The sequence below is a fragment of the Lentibacillus daqui genome, assembly GCF_027186265.1.
Lineage (GTDB): Bacteria > Bacillota > Bacilli > Bacillales > Amphibacillaceae > Lentibacillus_C > Lentibacillus_C daqui.
Map to the genome: position 1 here is coordinate 3,254,530 of NZ_CP114176.1, position 23,633 is coordinate 3,278,162.

Here is a 23,633-nt window from a genome sequence, read left to right on the forward strand (position 1 = left end):
ATCGCTGCTTGCTTTAAATGACAGTACTAGCAAGAACCTTTTTATCATTAGGAACCTGTCGAATTTCTACTTCTACACCTTTTTCAATCATTTTCTTCACTAGTTTCTCTTCCTCAGGCAATAGATTTATTGCTTTGGAAATATTTCTGCTTCCTTCCTTTGCCTTCACACCACCCAGATTTACTTGCTCAATGGCCGGATAGGCTTCGGATAGTTTCTGCGCATCTGCAACAGATTCAACGACAATGAAAAGTTTATATTTATCTGTCGCCCCGCTTTGTAAAGCTTTGATAGAATCCTCAATGTTTTTGATAACAAGCTTTACACCCTGAGGCTTGGCCAGTTTAATCGTCGTTTTACGCAAATCGTTAACTGGCACATCATCGTTAGCTATTAAAATACAATCCGCTCCCAAATTTTGTGTCCAGGAGAAGGCAACTTGTCCGTGCAACAAGCGATGGTCTACGCGAAGCAATTTAATCATATCTGCTCATCCTTTCATCAAAAGTCTTCATTCGTTGGTACGTCCTGGATAACTTGATTGCAATACAACATCGCATCTTTCGCATTTTTTATGGATGTATGGATCAATTCATCGGTAGTTATTTTGAAATTCATCTGTGTGACCAGTTCAATCACTAATGCTAAATTCAACCCAGCGATTAAGTGGATTCTTGTATCGTCCAGCAGTTTCATGCACTCGTTATTAACACTACCGCCAAATATATCCGTAACAATAATCAATTCATCATCATGATTGATTTGCACCATTACCGATTCCAATTGCCTATTCAAATCATCTTCCTCATGCTTATAAGCACTAATTGTAAAAACATTGTCATGCTTACCAGTGATCATTTCTGTCGAATCAAGAATTCCTTCAGCCAGTTTTCCATGGGAAGCCAATAATAGATATCTCATTCCTATCCCCCTTCACTAATCTTTCTATCATCTTAGTAAATGCAAAAAGCGTGCCAAGTTAGTGGCACGCTTTAAAAATTTTTGGTTATTCTTTTAGAAAACGGTTTCCTCTACGGGATCTGCCGCAATATAATCATAAATGTATCCGATTTCAGCAATGTTTATTTCGACACTGTATATGGATTCAATGACACTAAATGCTTCTTTTATTATTTTTATCGTATTTTTATGACACTTCATAAACTCATTAATATTAGGATACGTTTTTATCGGTTCCTGTCGAATTAGACGCTCTACTAAACAGCTTGTATGGACATATAAGCCTACCTTTTTATCGTTTGTAATCTTCTGGTTTATTAACATTTCCAATCGATTTAGGAATTCTTCAACATGAGTAATGATTTTCTCTGTATCCAGGATGGTAATGGAATCAATTACTCGTTCAAGTGAAAAATTTCGCAAAAGATTATTATTTATAACCTCAATTTGGTCATTACCAATTACAGATTTAAATATTTTTCTTAGCTTTCCCTCCCCCTGACCAGAAATTAAATCCTCAATAGAAATATAATCCACCTCATTTATTCTCGGGTCAGCGGTTCCTACTATTGCCAAAACATCATACAGTTGAAATATGGCATCCGTATAACCAGATTCCTCTAATCTGTTATAATCATGTGCAATGATTTTCAATTCCTGATCCTGAGGAATACTATTCTCTAATAGTTTCTGAATTTGTAAAGCTGTTCCCATTCCTGTAAAACAAGATGTGATAATCGCCTTTTCTTTTTTCTTTTCCGGGTAGATGATGCTATATTCGGTCTCAATGGCGGTTTTTAACTTTTCAATCATATCTTGTAAATAAGTTCTTTTTTTAAGCATTTCTCCAACTAATAAGGCCATTTGTGTAGAGACATTGTTAATGATCGCAATCGGCTCATTCATATATTTCATGAACTGTGAATAAATATCCTTCAATGAGCCCATATCTACCAAAATTACCAACCCATTAGAAACATCCGTACGTTCAACATACTGCAGAACACTTTTTACAATATCGTCTACTGATGTGTCCAGTGGCATATCAAAAGCCTCAAATATATTTTCATGAAGCAAACGGTTCGCAACGTTGGCAATACTACTTGCCGTAGCATAGCCGTGCGCCAAAATAATAGCCCTCATACGCTGGTTGCTGACCGGTTCAATCGATTGGCTTCTCAAGTAAAATGTTAGGATTGATTCATCGATTTTGCTAATGTGTACATCAAGTTTATTATTTAACAGTTCAACCAGCTGCTTTACTAATAAAAGTTCCGATTGGTAATTTTCTGAAACAAAAAGATCCATTTGATCAATGATTTTCCCCTGCTCAGCTGACCATTCTATAGCTGCGTTTCCCTTAAAATAAAGAAAGTGTGCCATGGCAAATACACTGTTTCCATTGAATTTTACGTTATTCGTGTTTTCTACATAACTAATAATTGCCTGTACATTTACTGTAATAACCTCCAGGAGGGCACCAGTACTTTTGTTCGTATTAAAAATGAATCTGTCGAATAAAGCAAGGATTTCATTAAAAATATGTTGTTCCAAGTACTTATTGTCCAAGTTTTGTTCATATTTATCTTGAAATAAACGCAAGATGGTATCATATGTCTTCTTAATATCATCTGTACGCGATAAATTTGATTCAAAAAGTTGATGCAATGTGGCAGTAGGCTCGATGATGACTTCACTGTTATGCTTCAATTTCCGATCAGTTGGTTGGATTGTTTCCCGCAAAATGGTATCAGGCAGATCATACAGCGAAATGGATATACGGTCTGATTGTGTATCTTTTGCAAAGGATGATGCTACCAAATATTTAATCGTATTTTTCAAATCACCCAGGTTACCTTGATAATGATGTTTTGTCAGTGCATCCAAGGCCCGATTTGAAACATGAATCGGCAAATTAACCTTTTTTGCTTCGTTGATCAAAAACATATATACAAATTGCTTTTTTTCCTTGGCCTCTCGCTGTTCAAGACTTGGAATCGTTATACGTATAGGAATCCGGCGTAAGAATGTTTTAAGAAAATTCCCCTCGAGATCTAAGGTTGTTGCAAAAATAATTCTTACATTCACATGATGCCAACCCTCTGTTTCTCCCATTCTGCGATAAACTCCTTGATCAAGGAATGTAAATAGCTTTTCCTGACCTTCTTCATCCAACCGGTGAACCTCATCTAAAAATAAAATACCGCCATCTGCAACCTCCAGCATTCCTTTTGTAGTTTGATCAGCTCCTGTAAATGCACCTTTCACATAACCAAATAGGTTACTAGAAAGTAATTCAGGGTTATTTGCATATTGTGCACAATTGAAACTAATAAAAGGAGCATTTTTTGGCAATACTCCTTTTTCGACACTATACTGGTAAATAAGGTTGGCAGTATAACTTTTTCCAGCACCCGTTGGTCCACATAAGATAAGTGGTAGACCGCCATCTGGATACAGTACGGATGATTTTATTTGTTCAATTGCTTTTTTTAGACTTCCATCTGATCCAACTAATTGATTAAAAATATCAATATTATTGGTTGCGCTATCAATTTGGGTTTTAACTGATTCCAAACTATCAAAAACACAGGTTTGAATAGGAGAAAAAATGTTTTCAAACACGCCACGATGTAAAAAATAAACTGGTCGTGTATTAATTTTAATCACTTTTTCTTCATCTACCATTTGATTAAGGTATTGACTTATTGTGTTGCGCTTAACATTAAAAAGTTCTGCCATTTTATTTGCCGTGAATTCATCTGAAGGGCTATCTATATGAAATAATGGCGTTTTCTCCTCAAGGAAATGAAGTAAATCTCCTTTCAACATCTGTGTCACCCCTTGTTGTTATTCTAGTACAATTGTGCCACTTCAATTATAAGACTTTTTCAAACAAGATGAAATGTTTATTGTTTCCAATATTCTATAGTATGCACTTGATTTCTGTTTCGTCAACTACTGTCTCAACTACTAAAGTCATAATCATAACCACCCGTTCAACGGGTGGTTATGATTATACACCACTATTAATTAGCTCTATTGCTGTTGGCACCGAATCAACGTCCCATATCGGTATAACCCACGGTGGATTATTCACTTTTGTTTCCCTATCCTTCCTAACAGACACCGATGGATTCTGTAACCAAATAGAATGCATCCCAACATAATTTGCCCCAATAATGTCCGTATCCCACGTGTTACCTACCATTATTCCATCGCTAGCTTTTATACCAAGATCATCCAACACCATATTATAAACAATTGCATCCGGTTTCTCCGGGATATTCGGATCTAACTCAGATTGCGTTGCGTATACATATTCAAACAGTTCAAGAACTCCAAGTCTCTTTAGTAGCTTTTTAACCGCGTTACTATCACTACGTGCAGTGTTACTTAGAATTGCATTTTTTAGGCCAAACTTATTAATTGTTTTAAGTACTTCGTCTACATTTTTTCTTAACTTTATGTCTGGATATTCATTAAGCGGTTTTAAATCCATTCCTCCAGGCGGGGGAGTGGTAATAGTTTCCCCTAGATCCCAAATAACATATGAAATCACATTTCAGCACCTCTATTTCCAATGCTATCCGACAAGTATTTGTCTTTTATTCAATTAATCATCAATTTAAATGGAATATTAATCCTCGCATTCCATCCAGTGTGCTCGATAAACATCTGATCAAACAGGAGAAATACAATAAGTCAATTCTTTAATCTACTATAATACGGATTATTGAAAAGTACAAATTGGCCAGTACAGCTTTAAGGATTAAATTTCTTTAGATCTTCCTTGTTTATACAAACCCCTCAAACTGTATTTCAAGAATTCAAGCATAAAATTGTATACAGGGGTTAGGATTAAGATTAACGGAATTGATTACTGAGTTCGAATGCTTGTTATTAATGCAGGGCCACGGATACCGGATTTTCTGCCAAAAGTAAAGAACATCCATTAATAATAGCCAACCGAATTGGCAAGGACTTGAAACTATTAATTATGCTGTTCTTAAATTTTCACCAAATTTGTATCCAGATCCCGCGAGATTGACTGCATAGATGGATGAATATCCAATAGATAATGACTCACTTGTTGAAGAGATTCCTGGTTTAAAAAATACAATATTTTTTAAGCGGATTCTTTGGTGGTAGATGGGAAAATTGGTGCAGACCTTATCATTGATGTTAAGACTTTTCAATATCAATCATATAGTCCAACTCGATTTTGGAACAGCACTTTATCAAACAGCCAATAAACCAATTCACCATTAAAATAAAGTAGCCTATCAAGATTAAAATTATCGGCTACTTTATTTATTCCCTTTACCAAAGATATTCTCTTTAATAAATTGCTCTGCTTTGTCTATGCTTTTATCCAAGCCCTCAATATTTAATCATTCTTGATAATATCATTTCCCTATACCTGCATCCCATTTAAGGTATCTTTACCTTCCTCAATCACATCATTTTCAACATCCTTACCAACAGATTCCCATTTAATTAATGAAGTTGCAATCAAACCGGCTATTGGGACTAAGGTTAAAATAAGCATCGTTTTAGCCAGCCCGACAGCAGCAAGAACCATCGGGAAAAAGAATAAACCAAACATACTACCTACCTTATTTGCTGCTTCCGATGCACCAGTTCCTAAGGCACGAAGAGAAGTTGGATAAGAAGCTGCTGCAATTGTTTTTCCTTGAGGGCCTGGTCCAGCAGAGTGTGCAAATATAAAAGTTGCAATTGGCAAAGCTGAAAGCAGAATATTCGAATGTCCATATATCAATCAGATATATATTAAGCTAGCTGCAACAACCGCAAATCCGTATATGGCTAATTTTCTGGTTCCCATACGAACAGTTAAGTAAGCACCAAAGAATCCCCCTAATATTCCGAACAAATTAAAAATTATAGTCCCATAAATACTATTTATCATCCCTTGACCAAAAATATATCCGGAAATAATCGGAATATAAAACCCTAATGAATAGTATTGCATTGTTTGAGTAATCGAAATAATCCAGGCAAGGAATGAACGTGCTCTGTATCTTTTATGAAAAAGCAGTTTAAACGACGATGGCTTGTTATCGCTTTTTTGATCCGTATCCAATGATTTATTGACAATCGTAATATTGTATGTCTTTTCTACAATTTTTATTGCTTCCTTTATAGGTAAATTATTTGCGGCCCATAATGGACTTTCTTTCATGTAAGCTATCCTAAGAAAAAATACTGCTAGCGCAAAAACTGCCCCTAAACCTACCGCCCATCGCCATAAATATTCTTCAGCATGCAATAAATACACCATTAGCCCTATTACTCCTGACGAAACTGTAGCCATATACTAGACCGGTTGCCATAAGTAGCAATAAAGGCGTTATCAAGATTAGGGATCTTACCAATTACCGGTAATCCATCTGGAGTCATAGGCCGCATTCCTGACCATTCTACTTCAGTCTTTCCTTGTAATTCAGCCTTTAAATATTTGGCTACCGAGTTTCTTATTCCTTGGATTCGGTTTTTATCCATTTTGGAATTAATACCGGATAATTCCATCGTCCCACCGATTCTCACAGCATCTTTAAAAGGACTAACGCCTGCCTTCGTATCCCCAAGGTACAAAGGGTGGGAAAAGTTTAAATTCGGATTAGTTATTGTAACACTGTAACCTTTTCCCGCTTGAACAGGCAAGTTAAAACTAAATTTTTCGGCAAGTTTTCCCGACCAAGCTCCAGCATTCAAAAGAAATGTATCTGCCTCCATCTTCATTTCTCCTGTACTGATGGCAACAACCCTATTCTCATCCAGTTCAACATCAGTGACCTCAGTATTTTCAAGTAAAGTAACATTGGAATCTTCCAATTTATTTATAAAAGCATTCGATAAAGATTCTGGATTTACATGACGTTGTTCTTTTAATAACAATCCACCAATTACGTCATCAGAAACATTAGGCTCTATCTTTCTAATTTCATCCTGCGAAAAGACAATCGGGTTTTCATGTCCATACAAATTTGATCTTTCACTAAACTTATTTATATGTTGTTGAAGTTCTTTTTCATTTAAAAATAGAAACAACATACCTTCGTAATACATCTCAAATTCAAGCCCTTCGGATGTCAATGAATCATAAAGCTCAAATGTTGTTTGGCTAAGATTATGCAAGGCATCTTCTCCCGACTTGAAATCCCTTTCATTACAATACTTCATAAATTGGCTCAGCCATCCGGATAAACTAGGAAGTGCTGATGGTTTAATATATAATGGACTATCTTTTTTCATAAGCCATTTAAGGGAATTTCCTACAAGCCCTGGCTCAGGAACAGGCGTATGCAGAGCTGGACAAACCCAGCCTTGGTTCCCCTTTGAACTAGCATTTGCAAAACAATCCTTCTCCAATATGGTTACATCGTATCCACTTTTACTAAGATAATAGGCAGAAGAAAGTCCTATAATCCCGCCACCAATCACTATTATTTTTTGACTCATAAACTTAATATCCCCTTTGCAAAATATCATTTATTTTTCTTTGGCATGTTTAATCCACCCGACTATAACGACTAAACAAGATAAATAACAAACTCCAACGGAAAAATAAACCAAGAAGTCCCAACCGCTCATTTTACAACCTCCTTTGAATGCCCTAATTCGCCTTTAAATTTGTTAATTGTTAACTTATGCACGATACTAAACACCAAAAGGTTTATAACGATGCCTACTACAATGGCTGGTATACCAAACGGCTCACCTAAAACATTTAACCATAGGATTGTAGTAACTAAACCGGACACAATGGCAGGTACTGCTGCGCGGGGTGAAACTTTCCGTTCTAAAGGATTTCCCCAAAGTAATGCAATAACCATTGGGGGCAATACGGACGGTGCCCATAATTGAAAACCAAAAAGCATTAAATCCATCACGCTAGGTATCATTAAGGAAACGATTACACCGGCAATTCCAACAAATAAAGTCCCATATTTGGCCCATTTCAACATGGCTTTATCCCCTGCATTTTTATTAATTAGTCCCCCATAAATATCTTTAGAAAATATAACTGCGGCGGTATTTAAGATTGAACTCCCTGTAGACATAACTGCAGCAAGTAACGCTCCAAAAACAAGCCCAATCACTCCAATTGGTAGATATTCCATAACAAAATTAACAAAAACCATGTCGCCATTCATGTTTGGAAAAACAATGAATCCTATCAGTCCAATTACCATAATTACAATGGTAAGAAAGATATACATTATTGCAAAAGACACAGTACTCCATGCAGTGATACGAGATGACTTGGAGGCAGCATATCGTTGTATATAGTGAGGAGCCAAAGCCTCACCCAGAAGAAAACTTAAGAAAGTGGATATAAATACTCCTACTGTCCATGGGCCACCAAAAAGCACCAAATGATCTGTATCAATGGAGGCGGCTTTATCTATTATCTCTGTCATTCCGCCCATTTTATTTAGCCCGATGACTGTCGCAGTAGCAATACCACCGACAAGTAGGATAAATTGGATTGCATCTGTATATACAACTGCTAACATTCCACCGGCCCAGGTGTAGGCGATGGTTATTAAGGCACCAAGAAGAGTAAGCACGACGAAGGGTAACCCTATAATTGGTTCTAGGATACGACCTAACGCTAAAGCCTGCACACCGAACATTCCAATCATAAATAAAAACGAAAATATGCTAGTTAAAAGTTTCCCAGAACGACCAAAATAAAATTCCATAATGTCCCCAATAGTATGTACATTATCCATTTCCCGAATGCGGGGTGCTAAAAAGAAACCGATTAATGTCTGACTAATTACTACCCCTAATAGAGCCAAAAATACAACAATCCCGGTTTCGTATACGAAAGACACCCTACCAACAGTCGCTCCTCCACCCGCCAGTGTGGCTCCAATAGTAGCAAAGATTAGCGCAAATGGCATGGTCCTTCCAGCAACTGAATAGTCATTAAAATCGGATACCTTTTTCATCGTATAATACCCAATCCATAAAACCACCACAAAATAAATTAGTAGTATAATGAGATCAAAAATACTTATGCCCAACTTACATACCTCCTTGTGTCTACTTACATTTAGAAAGCAGTATCTTTTTCTTACGTCTTTTCCTTATTTGCAAAATCATTTATAAAAAGAATACTTAATATTACATTTTTATAAATAAATTGTTTTTGTCTATACTATACAATGTTGTTTATCTTTTCAATTGATTGCATCAAATTTAAATAATAGGAATGTTGAATAATAATTATAATAAGATTTAATATTTTGTTTCCATTTCTACTCACGGACAGAGGCACGAATTTTTAAGCATTAAATTTGTAAAGTGTGCCTAATCCAATAATAGTGTCACCATAAAAAAATAGTACTAGTTTATTAGTAAAAGTGTGCTCCTACTTCTTTTTTAAGTTAATTTATGGCAAGGTTAAATTTCACAAGTAATTGTTCATGTTTAGGCCAAAAAAATATACTCAAACCTAATGTTTGAGCATAGCATTTTCATCCTTACTTAAGTTAAATACGCTCTCTACCCATCCTGCAAAAATCGCCTCGTACGCTCCTCATCCGGATCACCAAACATTTTATCCGAACTGCCTTCTTCCACAATTAATCCATCATCCATAAAAATAACCCGATCTGCAACATCTTTAGCAAATCCCTTTTCATGTGTTACAACTACCATTGTCATGCCTTCTTTAGCAAGATCTTTCATAACCAGAAGAACCTCCCGAACCAGTTCCGGGTCTAATGCTGAAGTAGGTTCATCATAAAGCATAACCATTGGCTCCATTGACAATGCTCTTGCAATGGCTACCCTTTGTTGTTGACCGCCCGAGAGTTGTGCCGGATAGTGATTCACTCGATCAGCTAATCCAACCTTCGTAAGTAATTCAATCGCTTGTTCCTTGGCCTGCTGATGATCCATCTTTTTTATGACCATCGGACCTTCCATTACATTTTCCAAAGCTGTCCGATGTGGGAACAAATTAAATTGTTGGAATACAAAACCGGTATTTTGACGTAACTCTCTTATAGCAGTTTTTCTTTGTTTATTATGTGGCAGTCCCGCTTCCAACTCAACTCCACCAAGTCTTATGACTCCATTATCGGGTTCCTCTAAAAAAGTGATACAACGCAGCAACGTAGATTTACCTGAACCGCTTGGACCCATGATAACTACAACTTCATTTTTACCGACCGTGAAATTAATACCGTTAAGGACAACATTATCACCGAATGACTTCTTGATATTTTCAAGCTTTATGACATCCACAATTTTCCCCCTCCTTTCAAAATGCAGAACACCTTAGGCAACATGCTTGGAGGTACGCTTCTCCAGACGATCTAATACTGCAGTAAAAAATGAAATGACAACCCAATAGAGTGCGGCAGCCAATAAATAAATGGTTAAAGGTTCAAAAGTTTTGGCAATGATTAATGTAGACATTTGCAGTAACTCTGTAACGGTGATAACGGACACCAGCGATGTATCTTTAATTAAAATAATGTATGTGTTAGATAACGTCGGAATAGCAATGCGAATGCTTTGTGGTAAAATAACACGCCTCATTGCCTGTCCATATGTCATCCCCATAGAAACAGCGGCCTCCATTTGCCCCTTATCAACGGCTAAAATAGCTGCCCGAAATGATTCAGACAGATAGGCGCCTGCGTTTAAACTTAAGGCGAGGATTCCTGATGTTATCGGGCTTAATTCAATATCTATTTGTGGTAGACCATAGTAAATGACAAAAATTTGTACTAAAAGAGGGGTACCACGGAAAATAGATATATAAAAGGATCCAACTGCTTTTAACACTTTTATTTTTGAGATTCTGGCTAATGCTGTAAAAAACCCCAATATTAATGCAAAAACTACCGATACTAATGCCAACAAAATAGTTATCAGTGTAGCTTTTAATAAAGGAGGTAACGATTCAATAATGATGGTAAAATCCATTTGTATCCCTCCATAATATATTGCCTGTAAGATTTACTTAAACGAATTTGTACTAATGCCCCTCTTGAAATTTGATATCAATTCCATATTCATTTAATTCACTTAAAAACGGATCAAACCGCTCACCAATCATAATTTTTTCAACCGGTACAATGCCCTTTTCCTTGATTCGATCGTTTGCTATCCAGTTAGCTACTAACATAGCGGGGATGGCAGTGGTTTTTGCCATGGAGGTGATATTACGATCGTGATCATAAAAATCAATCATTTCCCAAGTATATGTCTTGCTCACACCATCTTTCCTTCCTTTTGTTGTTACGCGTAACACCGTAATATCCTCATTAGATTGACCATGAAGTTTTGGCTCTAAAATCTTTTCTGTTAACTTTGCAGGACTTACTAGATCTCCATTAACCTCTATGGGCTCCTGGTCAAGGAAGCCAAGTTCCGCGAGCACAGCCATTTTACGCCAATGACCTGAATACCGAACTGTTTTCTCATATAGATGTTTGACCTTATCCTTTAATGTATAAGCAGCACTATGTGCATCCGTTACGACCGCTTCACACTCTCCGATAGGTTCTGGAAAACTCATTGTCTCCAACCCCGATAATGGAGGAAGATTTACAAGCTTTCCATTCTCTGCAGCAAGCGCCGGTCTCGTATAAAGCCCCATCACGCTCTCCAATCGAAAAATAACCTGGTACCATAAAGGTGGTAACGGGTGCCTAGGTACGCCACCGCAAACCATTACAGCATCATCTGCTTCATCAAGCATTTCGATTCCCCTTGCAGCTAGGAAGTTTGTTATCCCTGGAGCAACTCCACATCCTGGTACGATAATAACCCCGACTTCTTTTGCTTGATGATCCAATTTCATTTTTTCTTCAAATTGTGAGCCAACTAGGTCAACTAGATTACATTTAGCAGCTATTGCAGCATTTACTGCAGTTACACTTAAGGAATGTGGCAGGCATGCAACGGCAATATCAGCATCTTTTATAACATTATAAATATCTTCTTTCGTTTGCAAATTAGTTAATTTTCCGGTAACCTTTGGATTATCAGCAACCTGTAAACATTTGTCTATATTTTTTTGCGACCCATCAACAGCTGTTACCCTCTGTATGTTTGGAAATTTTGCAAGTTCGCGAACTACTGTGGTACCTATCATACCAGTACCTAAAACTACTGCATGTTTCATTATTCAGACTCCCCTCTCTGTAGCTAAACCTGATAAATCATTTGACCAATGGCTCCGAGTCAAACCACTTTTTATAAATGTCATCGTATGTTCCATCTTCCTTCATTTCAGACAGTTCCTGATTTAATTTCGTAACTAGGTCATCGTTACCCTTTTTCACTGCCATAGCTATCTCGTCTTTGTTCATAATGTCACTAACTATTTTTAATGGAAGCTTTTCTTCTTTTATGTTGTAACTCATCAGTAGTTGATCATTTATAATGACATCCAGCCTTCCGTTAATTAAGTCCTGAATATAATCATTTATTGACTTATACAAATTAACATCTGCACCATCAACACTTCTGGCAACCTCTTCAAATGTTGTCCCCCCACCAACACCAACCTTTTTACCCTTGATGTCTTCTAATTCGGAAATTCCGGTAGTATCTTCTTTCGTAATTAAAACTGAACCTGTAACAACATATGGATCTGTAAAATCCACACTCTTTTTTCTTTCCTCTGTAACCGTCATTTGGGCAATGATTACGTCAAACTTATCTGCTTTAAGCCCTCCGATAAGACTGTCCCACTTTGTAGCAACAAATTTAGTTTTAACCCCCATTCTTTTCGCCAATTCATTAGCGATATCAACATCAAATCCGGCATATTCGTTATTATCCTCCAGGTAATTAAATGGCTGATATGTTCCTTCAAATCCGATTCGTATTTCACCTGAATCCTCTACTCTATCTAATGCATTCTTGGTTTTAGCCCCACTTTCTCCGCTGCAAGCCGTAATCATTAATACTAAAAAAAGCAATACAATGGATTGGTAAAAACGCTTCATTTTGCTAACCCTCCCTTGGGTATTTTTTAATTGTTAGCGCTTTCCAAATTGTGATCCTCCCTTTTCCGTAATTAATCGCTGTAGTTCCAAATTGTAGTACAATATATGCTCTATAAATCAGGGTTATTCCCGTTAATTAAATATTCCATATAAATTGAATATAATCAGCCCAATGTACATATTTGATAATAATAACCTTTTGGGGGAGGTAATGAAAATACAACAAAAACAATCCATGAAGGTGTTTATTTATCATCATTTGAAAGAAGCTATTTTAGCAAGACAACTTCCACCCGGAAAACAATTGATAGAGAATGAGATTTCTAGAACGTTGAATATTAGCCGCACCCCAATTAGAAATGCAATCAATTTATTAGCTGATGAGGGATTGGTAGACATCGTACCGAATAAGGGTGCCTTTGTGACAAATCCAACAAAAGAAGAAATCCTTCAAGCGTATGATTTGCGTAAGCGTTTAGAGATTATGGCAGCTAATCAGGCCATTGAATTTTTAGTTGAAAATGATTTCAAAAAAATGGAAAGCTATATAGCAGAAGAGAAGGAGGCATTATTTGCAAAAAACATAACGAACTACTTAAAAGCTAACCAGGATTTCCACATGTCATATACTCAAAAATGCGGAAACAAATTTTTAATTGATTTTGTCAAAAAACTAATTAACCAAACATCCATCTATTTAATCCTTTTTGATATAGTTTTCGAAGAGGATCCGTCTGCAGAACCCTATGGATATAAGGAACACTTGGAGATTGTACAATTACTTAAACAAAAGAAACGCAAAGAATTAAAAGTTTGCCTTGAAAATCATTTTGATAATGCAATTGATAGTTTAAACATCCATCAAGAGTATAAGGATTTAAAGGAGATATTTAAATAGTCTAGCCAACCTATGACTTTCCTAAGGTTGGCTAGACCAAATCATATTCTAACATCCATCAAACCTAATATAAGTATGATCATCAAAGTAACCGCCAAATATCATTAACCGACAAGTTTACCTCGCTTAGCCGAAAAAATAACCTCTATGACAAATCAAGAATTTGCCATAGAGGACACAATTAGACTTTTACGTCCATTTATCAATTAGTTTATTTGCATTAACATTCAGGGTGTTATAAGTTGTTTCCGTAATCCATTTTTTGTGCTCCTGATGTTTTAACAATTCCTTAAAGCCATTCAAGTGTTTAACGACCTTATCATTATTTCCTGATTTTTCAAAATACTTTATTGCATTCAGATGTATCTTCAGAGCATGAGCAGCTTGATCGTCTCTTATTCCCTCTTCCTTACGTAACTGCTCCACAAGATCCAATAATCTATCTATTCCACCAGGTACAATCACATCTGTCTCAATTAATCGTGGTTCGATTTCCTTAGCTTTCGCGTATGTTTCCGCTGAGTTTACTTGATACACATGTATTTTTAGATTTTCCTCATCAATTTTTTCAGCAGCCGCTTTATCAATATTGTGAATAGATGTTGTATAAATCGCACTATCATATTTCTTTAATTCTTTGATATCTTCATCCAAGTTTTTTGATGCATTTCCAAGAAAAGTTACAGTTGCTTCGGGATACCAAGCGTTAAATTGGTCTCGAGTACCCTTATCGCTCAATACAAAAAAGGAATGATTTAATATATCATTTTGCTCAGCTATATTCATGACATCATCTACGAATTTCTTACTATCCCACTCCCCTTTTGAGCCGTCAAAATTGACTCCAACATTATATTTGTGAGCTTCCTTTAACGCTTCTTGAAGTGTTGGCACTTTATAATTGGTCTCATTTCCATCTGCGTCTACAACGTTATAGCTTTTAATTTCCTCTAAAGTTAAATCTTCTATTTTCCCTGAACCAGTTGTTGTTCGCTCAATGTTTTCGTCATGCATTAATACATACTGACCATCTTTGGTTTCTTGTATATCAATTTCGACAAAACCATATCCTAGTAATCCAGCCCATTCTATTGCCTCGGCAGTGTTTTCTGGAACGGCTACATGCGCACCGCGATGAGCACTTATTTCTGTTTTATCATTGCGCAGCCATTCATCGGTCTTGTCAGCTGATTCTGCATTGGCTGCATAACCAAATGTAAAAGAGAGTACAAAGATACCCAAAATGGAAAGCATTAAAAATTTAATTTTCATCATGATACTCCTCCCACTTCTAATCATTCCTATGTTTCATAACCTACTTGTGATCCCGAACATTTTACGTGACCTTCGTTGATTCGCGTCAAACAGTTTCATGATCAAATGTCTTCTCGCATGTAAACGCCATCCATCATTTTTTCTGTCCTAGAATATGGCATGTACCACCTCCAATCAAGGTTAAGATCCGAGGATATATTAGCCATAGCTGCTACGTCGAGGATGTGAAACCGATTATGCGAGGTGTATTTGTACATCTGTATCTTGCAATCTTTTTAGATCGGCTTCCTCAAGTTCTTGACCAATCACCAGATCATCAATTTTATTTATATCAGCAACGGAATGAATAGAAATTCGGCCAATTTTCGTATGATCAGCTGTGACAATAATTCGTTTAGATGCACGAATCATCCCCCGTTTTGCCGAGACAAGGTATTCGTCGAAATGAGTAAGACCCTTTTCATAATGAAAGGCTGGTGTCCCGATGAATGCTTTTTGGATATTTACTGTACTTAATGTTTCATCGGTAATCATTCCATTCAGCATGTAGCTTTCGGGAAAAAGTACACCGCCTGTTACGATCACTTTAATGGACTTGGAAAAGCGTAATGTTGCCGCAATGTTAATATCATTTGTAACAACTGTTAAATCTTTCTTATGCTTGATTGATTTTGCAATGTGTAATGTTGTTGTTCCCGAATCCAGAATAATGTTATCACCGTCTTCTATAAGTTCTGCTGCACGATTGCCGATTCTTTCTTTTTCCTCATATTGAACGGATTCTCTTTCCTGAAAAGAGGGTTCGGAATGGACTTCTTCCTCCAGCATCACACCGCCATAAGTTCGCTTCATTAATCCTTTTTTCTCCAGCATGGTGAGATCACGTCGAATGGTTGCCTCATGAACCTGAAAATGTGAAGCAAGCTCCGATACAGTTGATGCATGATTTTGTTTTAAGAATTCCAATAATCCTTTTTGTCTTTCTAGCGGAAGCATTAACATCATCTCTTTCTCAATCGTTTCTTGTAATGTTGTTGAAAGTTTACTTTTCCGTGTCGTACTCTAAAACTTTCATCAAATCAATTCTTAATTTTAACCGTATTTTCGATCCTATTTCTTTTCGTCCATTTTCATAATAATGATAATCGAAAAATTTAAATGACTGCTTTCCCAGCTGTGCTACGTATTCCACATGAGATCCTAAAAATGTAGCTTGAATAATTTCTACCAAAAAAATTCCTTGATCATTAATTGACCAGAACTCGGGTTTCGTGACACAGTTAACTACTTCATCTTTTTGAAATGTATGATCAAAACCATTTTTCACTTTAAAAATGGTTTCTTCGAGATTTAACTTTACGAATTCCTCAGTAATAGCAGTTACTGAAGCCTTTAAAATATCCGAATCCCCAATAAAATCTGCCACAAAGCTATTAACAGGATTTAAATAGATATCCAGCGGTGAACCGATTTGTTGAATTTTACCCTCATTCAAAATTACTACTTGATCGGAAATAGCCATAGCCTCTTCCTGATCATGGGTAACATATATACTGGTGATACCAAGTCTGCGCTGCAAATTTCGAATCTCTGTCCTCATATATTGACGAAGTTTCGTGTCTAAATTAGAGAGCGGCTCGTCAAACAATAGTATTTTTGGCTCGGTTATAATTGCCCTAGCGATCGCTACACGTTGTTGTTGCCCTCCCGAAAGTTGTGAAGGACTACGATCTTTCAACTCTTCTAGATTCATAAGTGATAATACGTTTTCTGTCTTATTTTTAAGTTCGGCTTTATTTACTTTTTTTATTTTCAGTCCATACGATACATTTTCAAAAACGGTTAAGTGAGGAAATAACGCATAGTTTTGAAACACCATACCAACATCACGTTTATTTGAAGGTTGAGTTGTAATATCCTCCCCATCAACAATCACTTTGCCGCTTGTCGGAAACTCAAAGCCTGCCAACATACGTAATGTTGTTGTTTTACCACATCCGGAAGGCCCCAATAACGTTGTTAATTCCCCGTACTTAAAATTTAAAGAAATATGATCAACAGCATTAAAATCTTTTTTCTTATTACGAGATGGAAATATCTTCACTAGGTTTTCGATCCTCATCTTTACAGAATTAGATTCCAAGTGTTTTGAACTCATTTACATCGACCTTTCATTTTGTTTTAACAATAAATTCAAGGCAGAAAAGGCAAGGAAAATAATGACGAACAAGATAACACAATAAGCCGCAGCAACCCCTAGCTTACCAAAGTCAACCGCTGACAAAATTGCCACTGTCATCAGATTCCAACTTGCAGAAACCAAAAATATGACAGCACTTATGGACGTCATTGCTCGGGTAAAGGCATATATGGCACTTGAGAATAGTGCAGATCGCATGAGCGGAAAGGTTATTTTCCTAAACGTCGTGAACCCGTTAGCATTCAGTGATTTGGATGCCTCTTCCAGCGATGGATCAATTTGTCTTAAGACGTTCGATCCCGCTTCAATGCCAAGGGACATATATCGAAACACAAGCACCAAAATGATAATGGCTGCAGTTCCTGTAATAGCTAATGGAGGGCTATTAAATGTTAGAAGATAGCCGATACCAACAACTGTACCAGGAACGGCAAAGAGCAATATCGAACCTATTTCTATTAATTTTTTTCCTGGAAAATTGACTCTTACAGTTAAAAACGAAATCACCATGCCTAGCAAAACCATTATCGGAGTGGCAATAATAGCAATAATTAATGTATCCTTAACAGTGCCTAAGCCCGTATCAAAAACGTATTTAAAATGATCCAGCGATAAGGAGTAATCTATACCCCATAGCCTGACAAAAGCACCCATAATAATTGTCCCATAAAATAAAACAATGGTTCCTGTTATTAACATACAGATGATAAATAATGGTACAACTACCTTTTTTTCTTTAATGATTGCTGATCCTTGGGAGGCTTTTCCTGTTACGGTAGTATATGACTTTTTATTGACCCAAAACCGTTGAACCAAATAGGCAGTTAAAACGGGAAGTAGCATGGAAACAGCTAATAATGAACCTGTCCTTAAATCGCTTCTGCCCGTAATTGTCATATATGCCTCTGTTGCTAAAGTTGAGAAGTCCCCACCAATAATCATAGGGTTCCCGAAATCCTCAAGCGATTTAATAAACGTTAAAAGTAACGAACTAAAAATCCCAGGTATCGCTAATGGTAAAGTGATCGTATAAAATACCTTCCACCTAGAAGCTCCTAGATTGAAAGCAGAATCCTCCAATGAAGCATCCATTGATTCAAGTACGCCTTTTAAATTAAGATACGCAATAGGAGAAAAGGACATAGCTTGAATAATTAACAAGCTTTTGAAACCATAAACATCGGTGCTTTGCATTCCAAATACTTCTCTAGAAATTAGTCCAGAGCTCCCAAAGAGTAAAATCATAGCCAATGCTAGTACAAAAGGGGGAGAAACAACAGGAAATACAGCAATAAAATTAAAAAATTTCCTGCCAAACATGCGGGTTCTTGCTACCGAATAAGCAAAAATAAACCCTATCAAAGTACTAATTACTGCCGATGCAACCCCAAGCTTTAGACTATTCCATATAGTTTGATAGATACGAGGCTTATCAAAAAGTTTTTGTACCGCTTTAAAATCCAATCCATTCTCACCGACAAAAATTGTTTTGAAAATACTATAGATAGGATAAACTGAAAATAAAAGAAGCGATAGTAACACCAACATGATTAACCCAAATAAATATGGATTCTTTGCTATTGCTTTCAACTTATTTTTTAACGTCTTCCCAACAACATTTGAATAAGCCAATGTAATAAATCCTCCATATCAGAAAGTTATTATTCGAGAATCATTCAATTATTTCAAGCGATTCTTTTTTGCAGGAATTCTTTTCGAATATAAAGGCTTCACCATATTAGGGCGGTTTAGATGAAGCCCAATTCGGGGAAATTAGTTATTTGTCACTAGCCTCATCTTCTGATTGAACCTCTCGTTCAAATTTATCAACAAGTTCATCACGATGTTCACTGGCCCAAACATTGTCTGTATCAGCTACATTGAATTTACTCAAATACGGAGCTCCTTCTGGTATTTTAGCGTCCGGTATGACGGGAAGATGATAATAACCAGTATCCGCATACACATTTTGTCCTTCCTCACTGTTTATCCAATGCATAAATTCTTTTGCATTTTCCTTTTCTTTTTCCGGTCCGCCCTTTATTTTAGCTGCTCCTTCAACAGCCACGGATACTCCATCCTCTGGGTAAGTGATTTTTATAGGATAGCCTTCTTCTTTAAGCGGCAACAAATCCTGAGCAAAAGCAAGCCCAGTGCCAACTTCACCTTGCCCAATAAATTGTGCGTTTGCTGATCCGCCTTTCGTCCATTGCTTCACATTTTTATTAAACGCTTTTAAATAATCAAACGCCTCATCTTCCCCCATCACTTGAACAAGCGTTGATATAAACTGGTATCCAGTTCCTGATGCCCCGGGGTGGGCTAGCATGATATTGTTTTTAAACTCAGGTTTCAATAGATCTTCCCAGCTCGTTGGGGCCTCGACATTATTTTCTTCCAGCCAATTTTCATTGGATGCAAAGGCTATGGGTCCCTGATAAATCGGGAGCCAACTAGCATCCTCCACCATTGCATTTTCATCAATTTTGTCGAGATTTTCCAGGTTCTCAGGGTCATATTTTTCCAACAACCCCTCCTCATCTGCTTCAATGAAACTATCAGATGGTCCAGCAAACCATATACTTGCATCACTACGGCCTTTTTCACTTTTAAGTTTGGCCAGAATTTCTCCTGTACTAAGACGGGTATAATTCACTTTAATCCCAGTATCTTCTTCAAATTTTTTTACATATGCTTCTGCATTTTCTTCAGGCATAGGAGTGTACATCGTTAATGTACCTTTATCTCCATTGGATGTATCATCGCTCCCGCAAGCGGTTAAAACTAACACACAAATGATGGGAATAAGCGCAAATACTTTTTTCAACTTCATTTCCTCCCTTGTTATTCGTAATGAATTTTTTAATTTCACAGCCTACCTTCAAAATTAAAAATGCCCTTTCATGTAAATCAATCCCACTCAAATGACAAGAAAATCTTTCCCCAGTCCTTGTTTTTCGTAGCTTTATTCATCGCCCTTTGTAAATCTTTCACATTTCTGATTCGTTCATTTTGATCCGGCAAAAGCTTCGCCAATGTACGCTGATACGCTTGACTTTGAAAAGCATTCATGAGAGTTTTAAATTCCTCATCTGTACTTCTGGAACTACCGCAAATCGTCAACCCTTTCTCCAAAACATCTCTTGTATTAAGCGGAACATGTTCTTCGGATACACCCATTAAGGTAATCTTTCCTTGTGGTTCGATTAAATCAATGGCTTGGTTAATAGCATTTTTGCTAAATGCGCCCCCCGTACATTCCATGACTGCTACAACATCCTCCTCCTCCCTAAAGTTAAAATCGTGCACAAGATGTGTTATCGCAAAATCAAAATGCGCCAACCTTTCCCTGATAGCGCCAAAGACTAATAGATTTTCTTTTGGTATATCAAAAACATGATGTAATGTTGCTGCCGTCAAATAACCGACTGGACCATCTCCAAAAACAGCTACCTTGCCACAACATAAGTAACCGCTTACATGGCTTGCGGCATGTAAGGATACGGATGTCAGTTCAGCCAAGACAGCAATTTCATCGGGAACATGATCAGGTATTGGTATCACATTTTCTGTTGGAAGTACCAAATACTGCTGTCCAATCCCATCATAACCACTCCCTAAAAAAACGCTGTCTGGCAAATAATTGTCCTTCACAACGCGTCTATTAGAGGAGGGATTATCATCTATTGTATTATCTTTCAAACGTCTTGCCGGGATATTCGGAACCATAACGACGCGTTGGCCTTTAGCCAAAGATCCATCCTTTGACTTTACCACATGACCAATTCCTTCATGAAACAGAGCCATAGGAAGTTTTCTTTGTAAAGCTTCTTTTCTACGTTGGCCGGTGTAATAGCGCATGTCTGCATGACATATACTTGCTAAACTTGGTTGTACCACAACTTGATCATTGTTAACTGCATGTTGAAGTATAACTTCTTCAAATTTTTCAGGCTCGATCAATTGATAAGCTCTTGAATTCACTATACCTTTATTTTCCATATCATCACTCCATTAGTGCTCATTTGTGTTTATTTATGTTCATTTTAGTTGCGATGATTATTTTTGTCAATACTTAAATTATTCAAATATAAATGTTAAGTACAAAAAATCAAAATGTCCTAATGATGTTTTTAATATTTCCATTCAAGTGATTCACTTTTGGCATAAATTAGACCCACCAATTGTTTATAAAATATATGGAACATCAAAAGCCTAACTTCTCTTTTGTTTAAAAAGATACTTTAACTCCATTGGACTTTCATCCTTGACGGTTGCTCCGTGACAACACTCAGAATGAATTCACCCATAAGGAACTGTCTATAATTAGGGGCCATTAACGGTCATTGACACTAATTAAGTATTCGTTGTAATATAAAATCGAGTTATCTGAAAACGGTTTCTTTAGAGGAATAAAAGACCTAAATCCCTTAAATTTAGATAAAAGTTTACGTTGTGCAATCCATTGGGATATTATCTTACCATGTTTTATTTATTTAAAAATAACAATAACTTTTTCGACATCATGAAAGGGGGGTACTAATTATGTTTAACTATAAGGAATCTATACCAATAAGAGAGAATGGCGATAAACTTGTCGCTCTATCGCAACTATCCGAGAAAATTGTAGTAAAACCACATTATTTTCATGCTAACATTCCGGGTTCTATCAATGAATGCTATTTAAGAAGCCGTGCTGCTGATCGATTGATACAAGCTTCAGAACGGTTGCCAAGTCATCATTTTTTTGTCGTCCTTGATGCATGGAGACCCTATGAAGTCCAATTAGAACTGTATCAAAGATTAAAGAAAAAGTTACAATTAAAAGGATATAAGGGAAACCGACTTGATAAAGAATTATCCCAATATGTGGACAAACCATCCAAGGATCCGTCAAAGCCATCCAATCATTTAACTGGCGGAGCTATCGATTTAGTAATTGCAACAAAGCAAAGAATTCTGGACTTTGGAACAAGCTTTGATGAATTCACAGAAAAAGCACATACTGACTTTTATGAGAAAAAAGCTGATTTAAGTGATCAAGAAACCATATTTAGAAATAATCGTAGACTTTTAAAAGGGATAATGGAAAATGCAGGATTTACCAACTTTAAGAATGAATGGTGGCATTATGATTACGGTAATCAGAACTGGGCTTTCTCAACTGGCAGTATCGCTTATTATAACAGAATTTTAGACTATAAAAAGCACTTAGAACCTTTCAATTAAAAGTCCTCATTTTAATTTGAATTTAAACTATTATTGCATACATTCCCGCATTTTATATTGGAGGTGTACGAAACGCTTTGCCAATTAAAGTACTTGCAGTAGGTCCAAATGATATAAAAGATCTGATTTACGATGTAGGGAAGGAATACCCAGAAATAATTATTAACTATGTTACTTATAACAGTGAAAATGAAGTAGTAAAAATCGTCAAGAAACATGAACAACATATTGATATACTCCCATTAGATGTCCCGGTATCAAGGATTATTCCAACACGATCTTCTGTTAGAGACGGTTTACAGCGAGTACTACTAGAAGGAAAAAGTTTACGGTATCTTGATTCACAAATCGCTATCGGGATCATCAATTTGAGTCATATGTATGAAGGTGAGCATCTTTCAGAATATCAATTACAACGCAGAATCCTAGCATTACAGAATATCTTGGTTGATTATGGTGAAAAGTCACAGTCAATTATTAAATGGCCTGATCGAAAAGAAGTTAGATTTATTACAACCCGCGGAGCACTACAATTCAAAAATGGTAATTCAAAAGAATTAAAGTTACTAAAAGAACTATTTAATAAAACACAAATCAAGGCAAGTCTAGGCATTGGAATTGGACGGACAGCAAATGAAGCAGAAATTCATGCCAAGGAAGCTCTAGGAAAAGCTTCAATAAATAAGCCAAGTTGTTTTTTAGTAGATAATGATGGAGCTGTACACGGACCCATTGGAAATGAAGTTCAGTTAAGCTATTCCATCCGTGTTGACAATCAAAAAGTATTGAATATTGCAAAGCGGGCAAATATGAGCGGTTCCGTGATTAATAGACTACTTTCCTTTTGTGAAATTCATGGAAAGATGACATTTACAGCCGCTGAATTGGCCGACGGTTTTGGGATTACTCCAAGAAGTGCCAGAAGAATTTTGATTAGACTCGAACAGGTAGGACTAGCTGCAGTAACAGGTGAAGAACAACCAATTAACAGGGGGCGACCTCGTCAAATTTATTCAATCCTATTAAACAAGAAAATATAGAAGATATGGCAGAAAAAAATGAT

The 23,633-nt window shown here is 36.6% G+C and carries 19 protein-coding genes and 1 pseudogene; 3 read left to right on the plus strand and 17 right to left on the minus strand.

Annotated features, from left to right (window positions below):
- Positions 1-13 precede the first annotated feature (13 nt).
- The 11 genes and pseudogenes from O2S85_RS16260 to O2S85_RS16310 all read right to left on the minus strand — a co-directional run bounded on the left by O2S85_RS16260 (position 14) and on the right by O2S85_RS16310 (position 12,968).
- A complete protein-coding gene (locus tag O2S85_RS16260; RefSeq protein WP_269410345.1) occupies positions 14-484 on the minus strand; it encodes a PTS sugar transporter subunit IIB in 471 nt (156 codons plus the stop codon).
- A gap of 17 nt (positions 485-501) precedes the next feature.
- On the minus strand, positions 502-921 hold the full coding sequence (locus O2S85_RS16265; protein WP_269410346.1) for a PTS sugar transporter subunit IIA: 420 nt from the start codon (positions 919-921) through the stop codon (positions 502-504).
- Between the two features lie 93 nt (positions 922-1,014).
- Complete coding sequence (locus O2S85_RS16270) at positions 1,015-3,792, minus strand: sigma-54-dependent transcriptional regulator (RefSeq protein WP_269410347.1); 2,778 nt, start codon at positions 3,790-3,792, stop codon at positions 1,015-1,017.
- 184 nt (positions 3,793-3,976) lie between these two features.
- Positions 3,977-4,522: an HAD family hydrolase gene (locus O2S85_RS16275; RefSeq protein WP_269410348.1), complete on the minus strand. Its 546-nt coding sequence runs from the start codon at positions 4,520-4,522 to the stop codon at positions 3,977-3,979.
- 855 nt (positions 4,523-5,377) lie between these two features.
- Positions 5,378-6,298, minus strand: a pseudogene (locus O2S85_RS16280) (MFS transporter).
- Entirely contained in the window at positions 6,274-7,446 is a 1,173-nt protein-coding gene (locus tag O2S85_RS16285; RefSeq protein ID WP_269410349.1) for an NAD(P)/FAD-dependent oxidoreductase, read from the minus strand. The pseudogene O2S85_RS16280 and the gene O2S85_RS16285 overlap by 25 nt, the downstream one beginning before the upstream one ends.
- Before the next feature lie 128 nt (positions 7,447-7,574).
- The gene (locus O2S85_RS16290; protein WP_269410350.1) at positions 7,575-9,020 is read right to left on the minus strand and encodes a sodium:solute symporter family protein; all 1,446 of its coding nucleotides are present in this window, start codon (positions 9,018-9,020) and stop codon (positions 7,575-7,577) included.
- A gap of 481 nt (positions 9,021-9,501) precedes the next feature.
- Complete coding sequence (locus O2S85_RS16295) at positions 9,502-10,248, minus strand: amino acid ABC transporter ATP-binding protein (RefSeq protein WP_269410351.1); 747 nt, start codon at positions 10,246-10,248, stop codon at positions 9,502-9,504.
- A 33-nt stretch (positions 10,249-10,281) separates the two neighbouring features.
- Positions 10,282-10,935: an amino acid ABC transporter permease gene (locus O2S85_RS16300; protein ID WP_269410352.1), complete on the minus strand. Its 654-nt coding sequence runs from the start codon at positions 10,933-10,935 to the stop codon at positions 10,282-10,284.
- 52 nt (positions 10,936-10,987) lie between these two features.
- Positions 10,988-12,139 carry a saccharopine dehydrogenase family protein gene (locus tag O2S85_RS16305; protein WP_269410353.1) on the minus strand — a complete coding sequence of 384 codons (1,152 nt, stop codon included), beginning with the start codon at positions 12,137-12,139 and terminating at the stop codon, positions 10,988-10,990.
- 37 nt (positions 12,140-12,176) lie between these two features.
- Entirely contained in the window at positions 12,177-12,968 is a 792-nt protein-coding gene (locus O2S85_RS16310; RefSeq protein ID WP_269410354.1) for an ABC transporter substrate-binding protein, read from the minus strand.
- Positions 12,969-13,179: 211 nt separating this feature from the next.
- Between O2S85_RS16310 and O2S85_RS16315 the strand changes: the two genes are divergently transcribed.
- The gene (locus O2S85_RS16315) at positions 13,180-13,866 is read left to right on the plus strand and encodes a GntR family transcriptional regulator (RefSeq protein WP_269410355.1); all 687 of its coding nucleotides are present in this window, start codon (positions 13,180-13,182) and stop codon (positions 13,864-13,866) included.
- A 189-nt stretch (positions 13,867-14,055) separates the two neighbouring features.
- Here O2S85_RS16315 and O2S85_RS16320 read toward each other — a convergent pair whose 3' ends face one another.
- The 6 genes from O2S85_RS16320 to O2S85_RS16345 all read right to left on the minus strand — a co-directional run bounded on the left by O2S85_RS16320 (position 14,056) and on the right by O2S85_RS16345 (position 21,343).
- Positions 14,056-15,141 carry a glycerophosphodiester phosphodiesterase gene (locus O2S85_RS16320; protein ID WP_269410356.1) on the minus strand — a complete coding sequence of 362 codons (1,086 nt, stop codon included), beginning with the start codon at positions 15,139-15,141 and terminating at the stop codon, positions 14,056-14,058.
- A gap of 234 nt (positions 15,142-15,375) precedes the next feature.
- A complete protein-coding gene (locus O2S85_RS16325; RefSeq protein WP_269410357.1) occupies positions 15,376-16,137 on the minus strand; it encodes a DeoR/GlpR family DNA-binding transcription regulator in 762 nt (253 codons plus the stop codon).
- A gap of 46 nt (positions 16,138-16,183) precedes the next feature.
- Positions 16,184-17,299: an ABC transporter ATP-binding protein gene (locus O2S85_RS16330; protein WP_269410358.1), complete on the minus strand. Its 1,116-nt coding sequence runs from the start codon at positions 17,297-17,299 to the stop codon at positions 16,184-16,186.
- Positions 17,300-18,973: an ABC transporter permease gene (locus tag O2S85_RS16335; RefSeq protein WP_269410359.1), complete on the minus strand. Its 1,674-nt coding sequence runs from the start codon at positions 18,971-18,973 to the stop codon at positions 17,300-17,302. It abuts the gene before it with no gap.
- A gap of 145 nt (positions 18,974-19,118) precedes the next feature.
- Positions 19,119-20,168 (minus strand): ABC transporter substrate-binding protein, encoded by a 1,050-nt coding sequence (locus O2S85_RS16340; protein WP_269410360.1) that lies wholly within the window; start codon positions 20,166-20,168, stop codon positions 19,119-19,121.
- 83 nt (positions 20,169-20,251) lie between these two features.
- A complete protein-coding gene (locus O2S85_RS16345) occupies positions 20,252-21,343 on the minus strand; it encodes an alcohol dehydrogenase catalytic domain-containing protein (RefSeq protein ID WP_269410361.1) in 1,092 nt (363 codons plus the stop codon).
- Between the two features lie 543 nt (positions 21,344-21,886).
- Here O2S85_RS16345 and O2S85_RS16350 point away from each other — a divergent pair.
- Both O2S85_RS16350 and O2S85_RS16355 read left to right on the plus strand, forming a co-directional pair.
- Positions 21,887-22,570, plus strand: coding sequence for a M15 family metallopeptidase (locus O2S85_RS16350; protein WP_269410362.1), 684 nt, complete (start codon positions 21,887-21,889; stop codon positions 22,568-22,570).
- A 77-nt stretch (positions 22,571-22,647) separates the two neighbouring features.
- A complete protein-coding gene (locus tag O2S85_RS16355) occupies positions 22,648-23,610 on the plus strand; it encodes a helix-turn-helix domain-containing protein (protein ID WP_269410363.1) in 963 nt (320 codons plus the stop codon).
- The last annotated feature ends 23 nt before the right edge of the window (positions 23,611-23,633 follow it).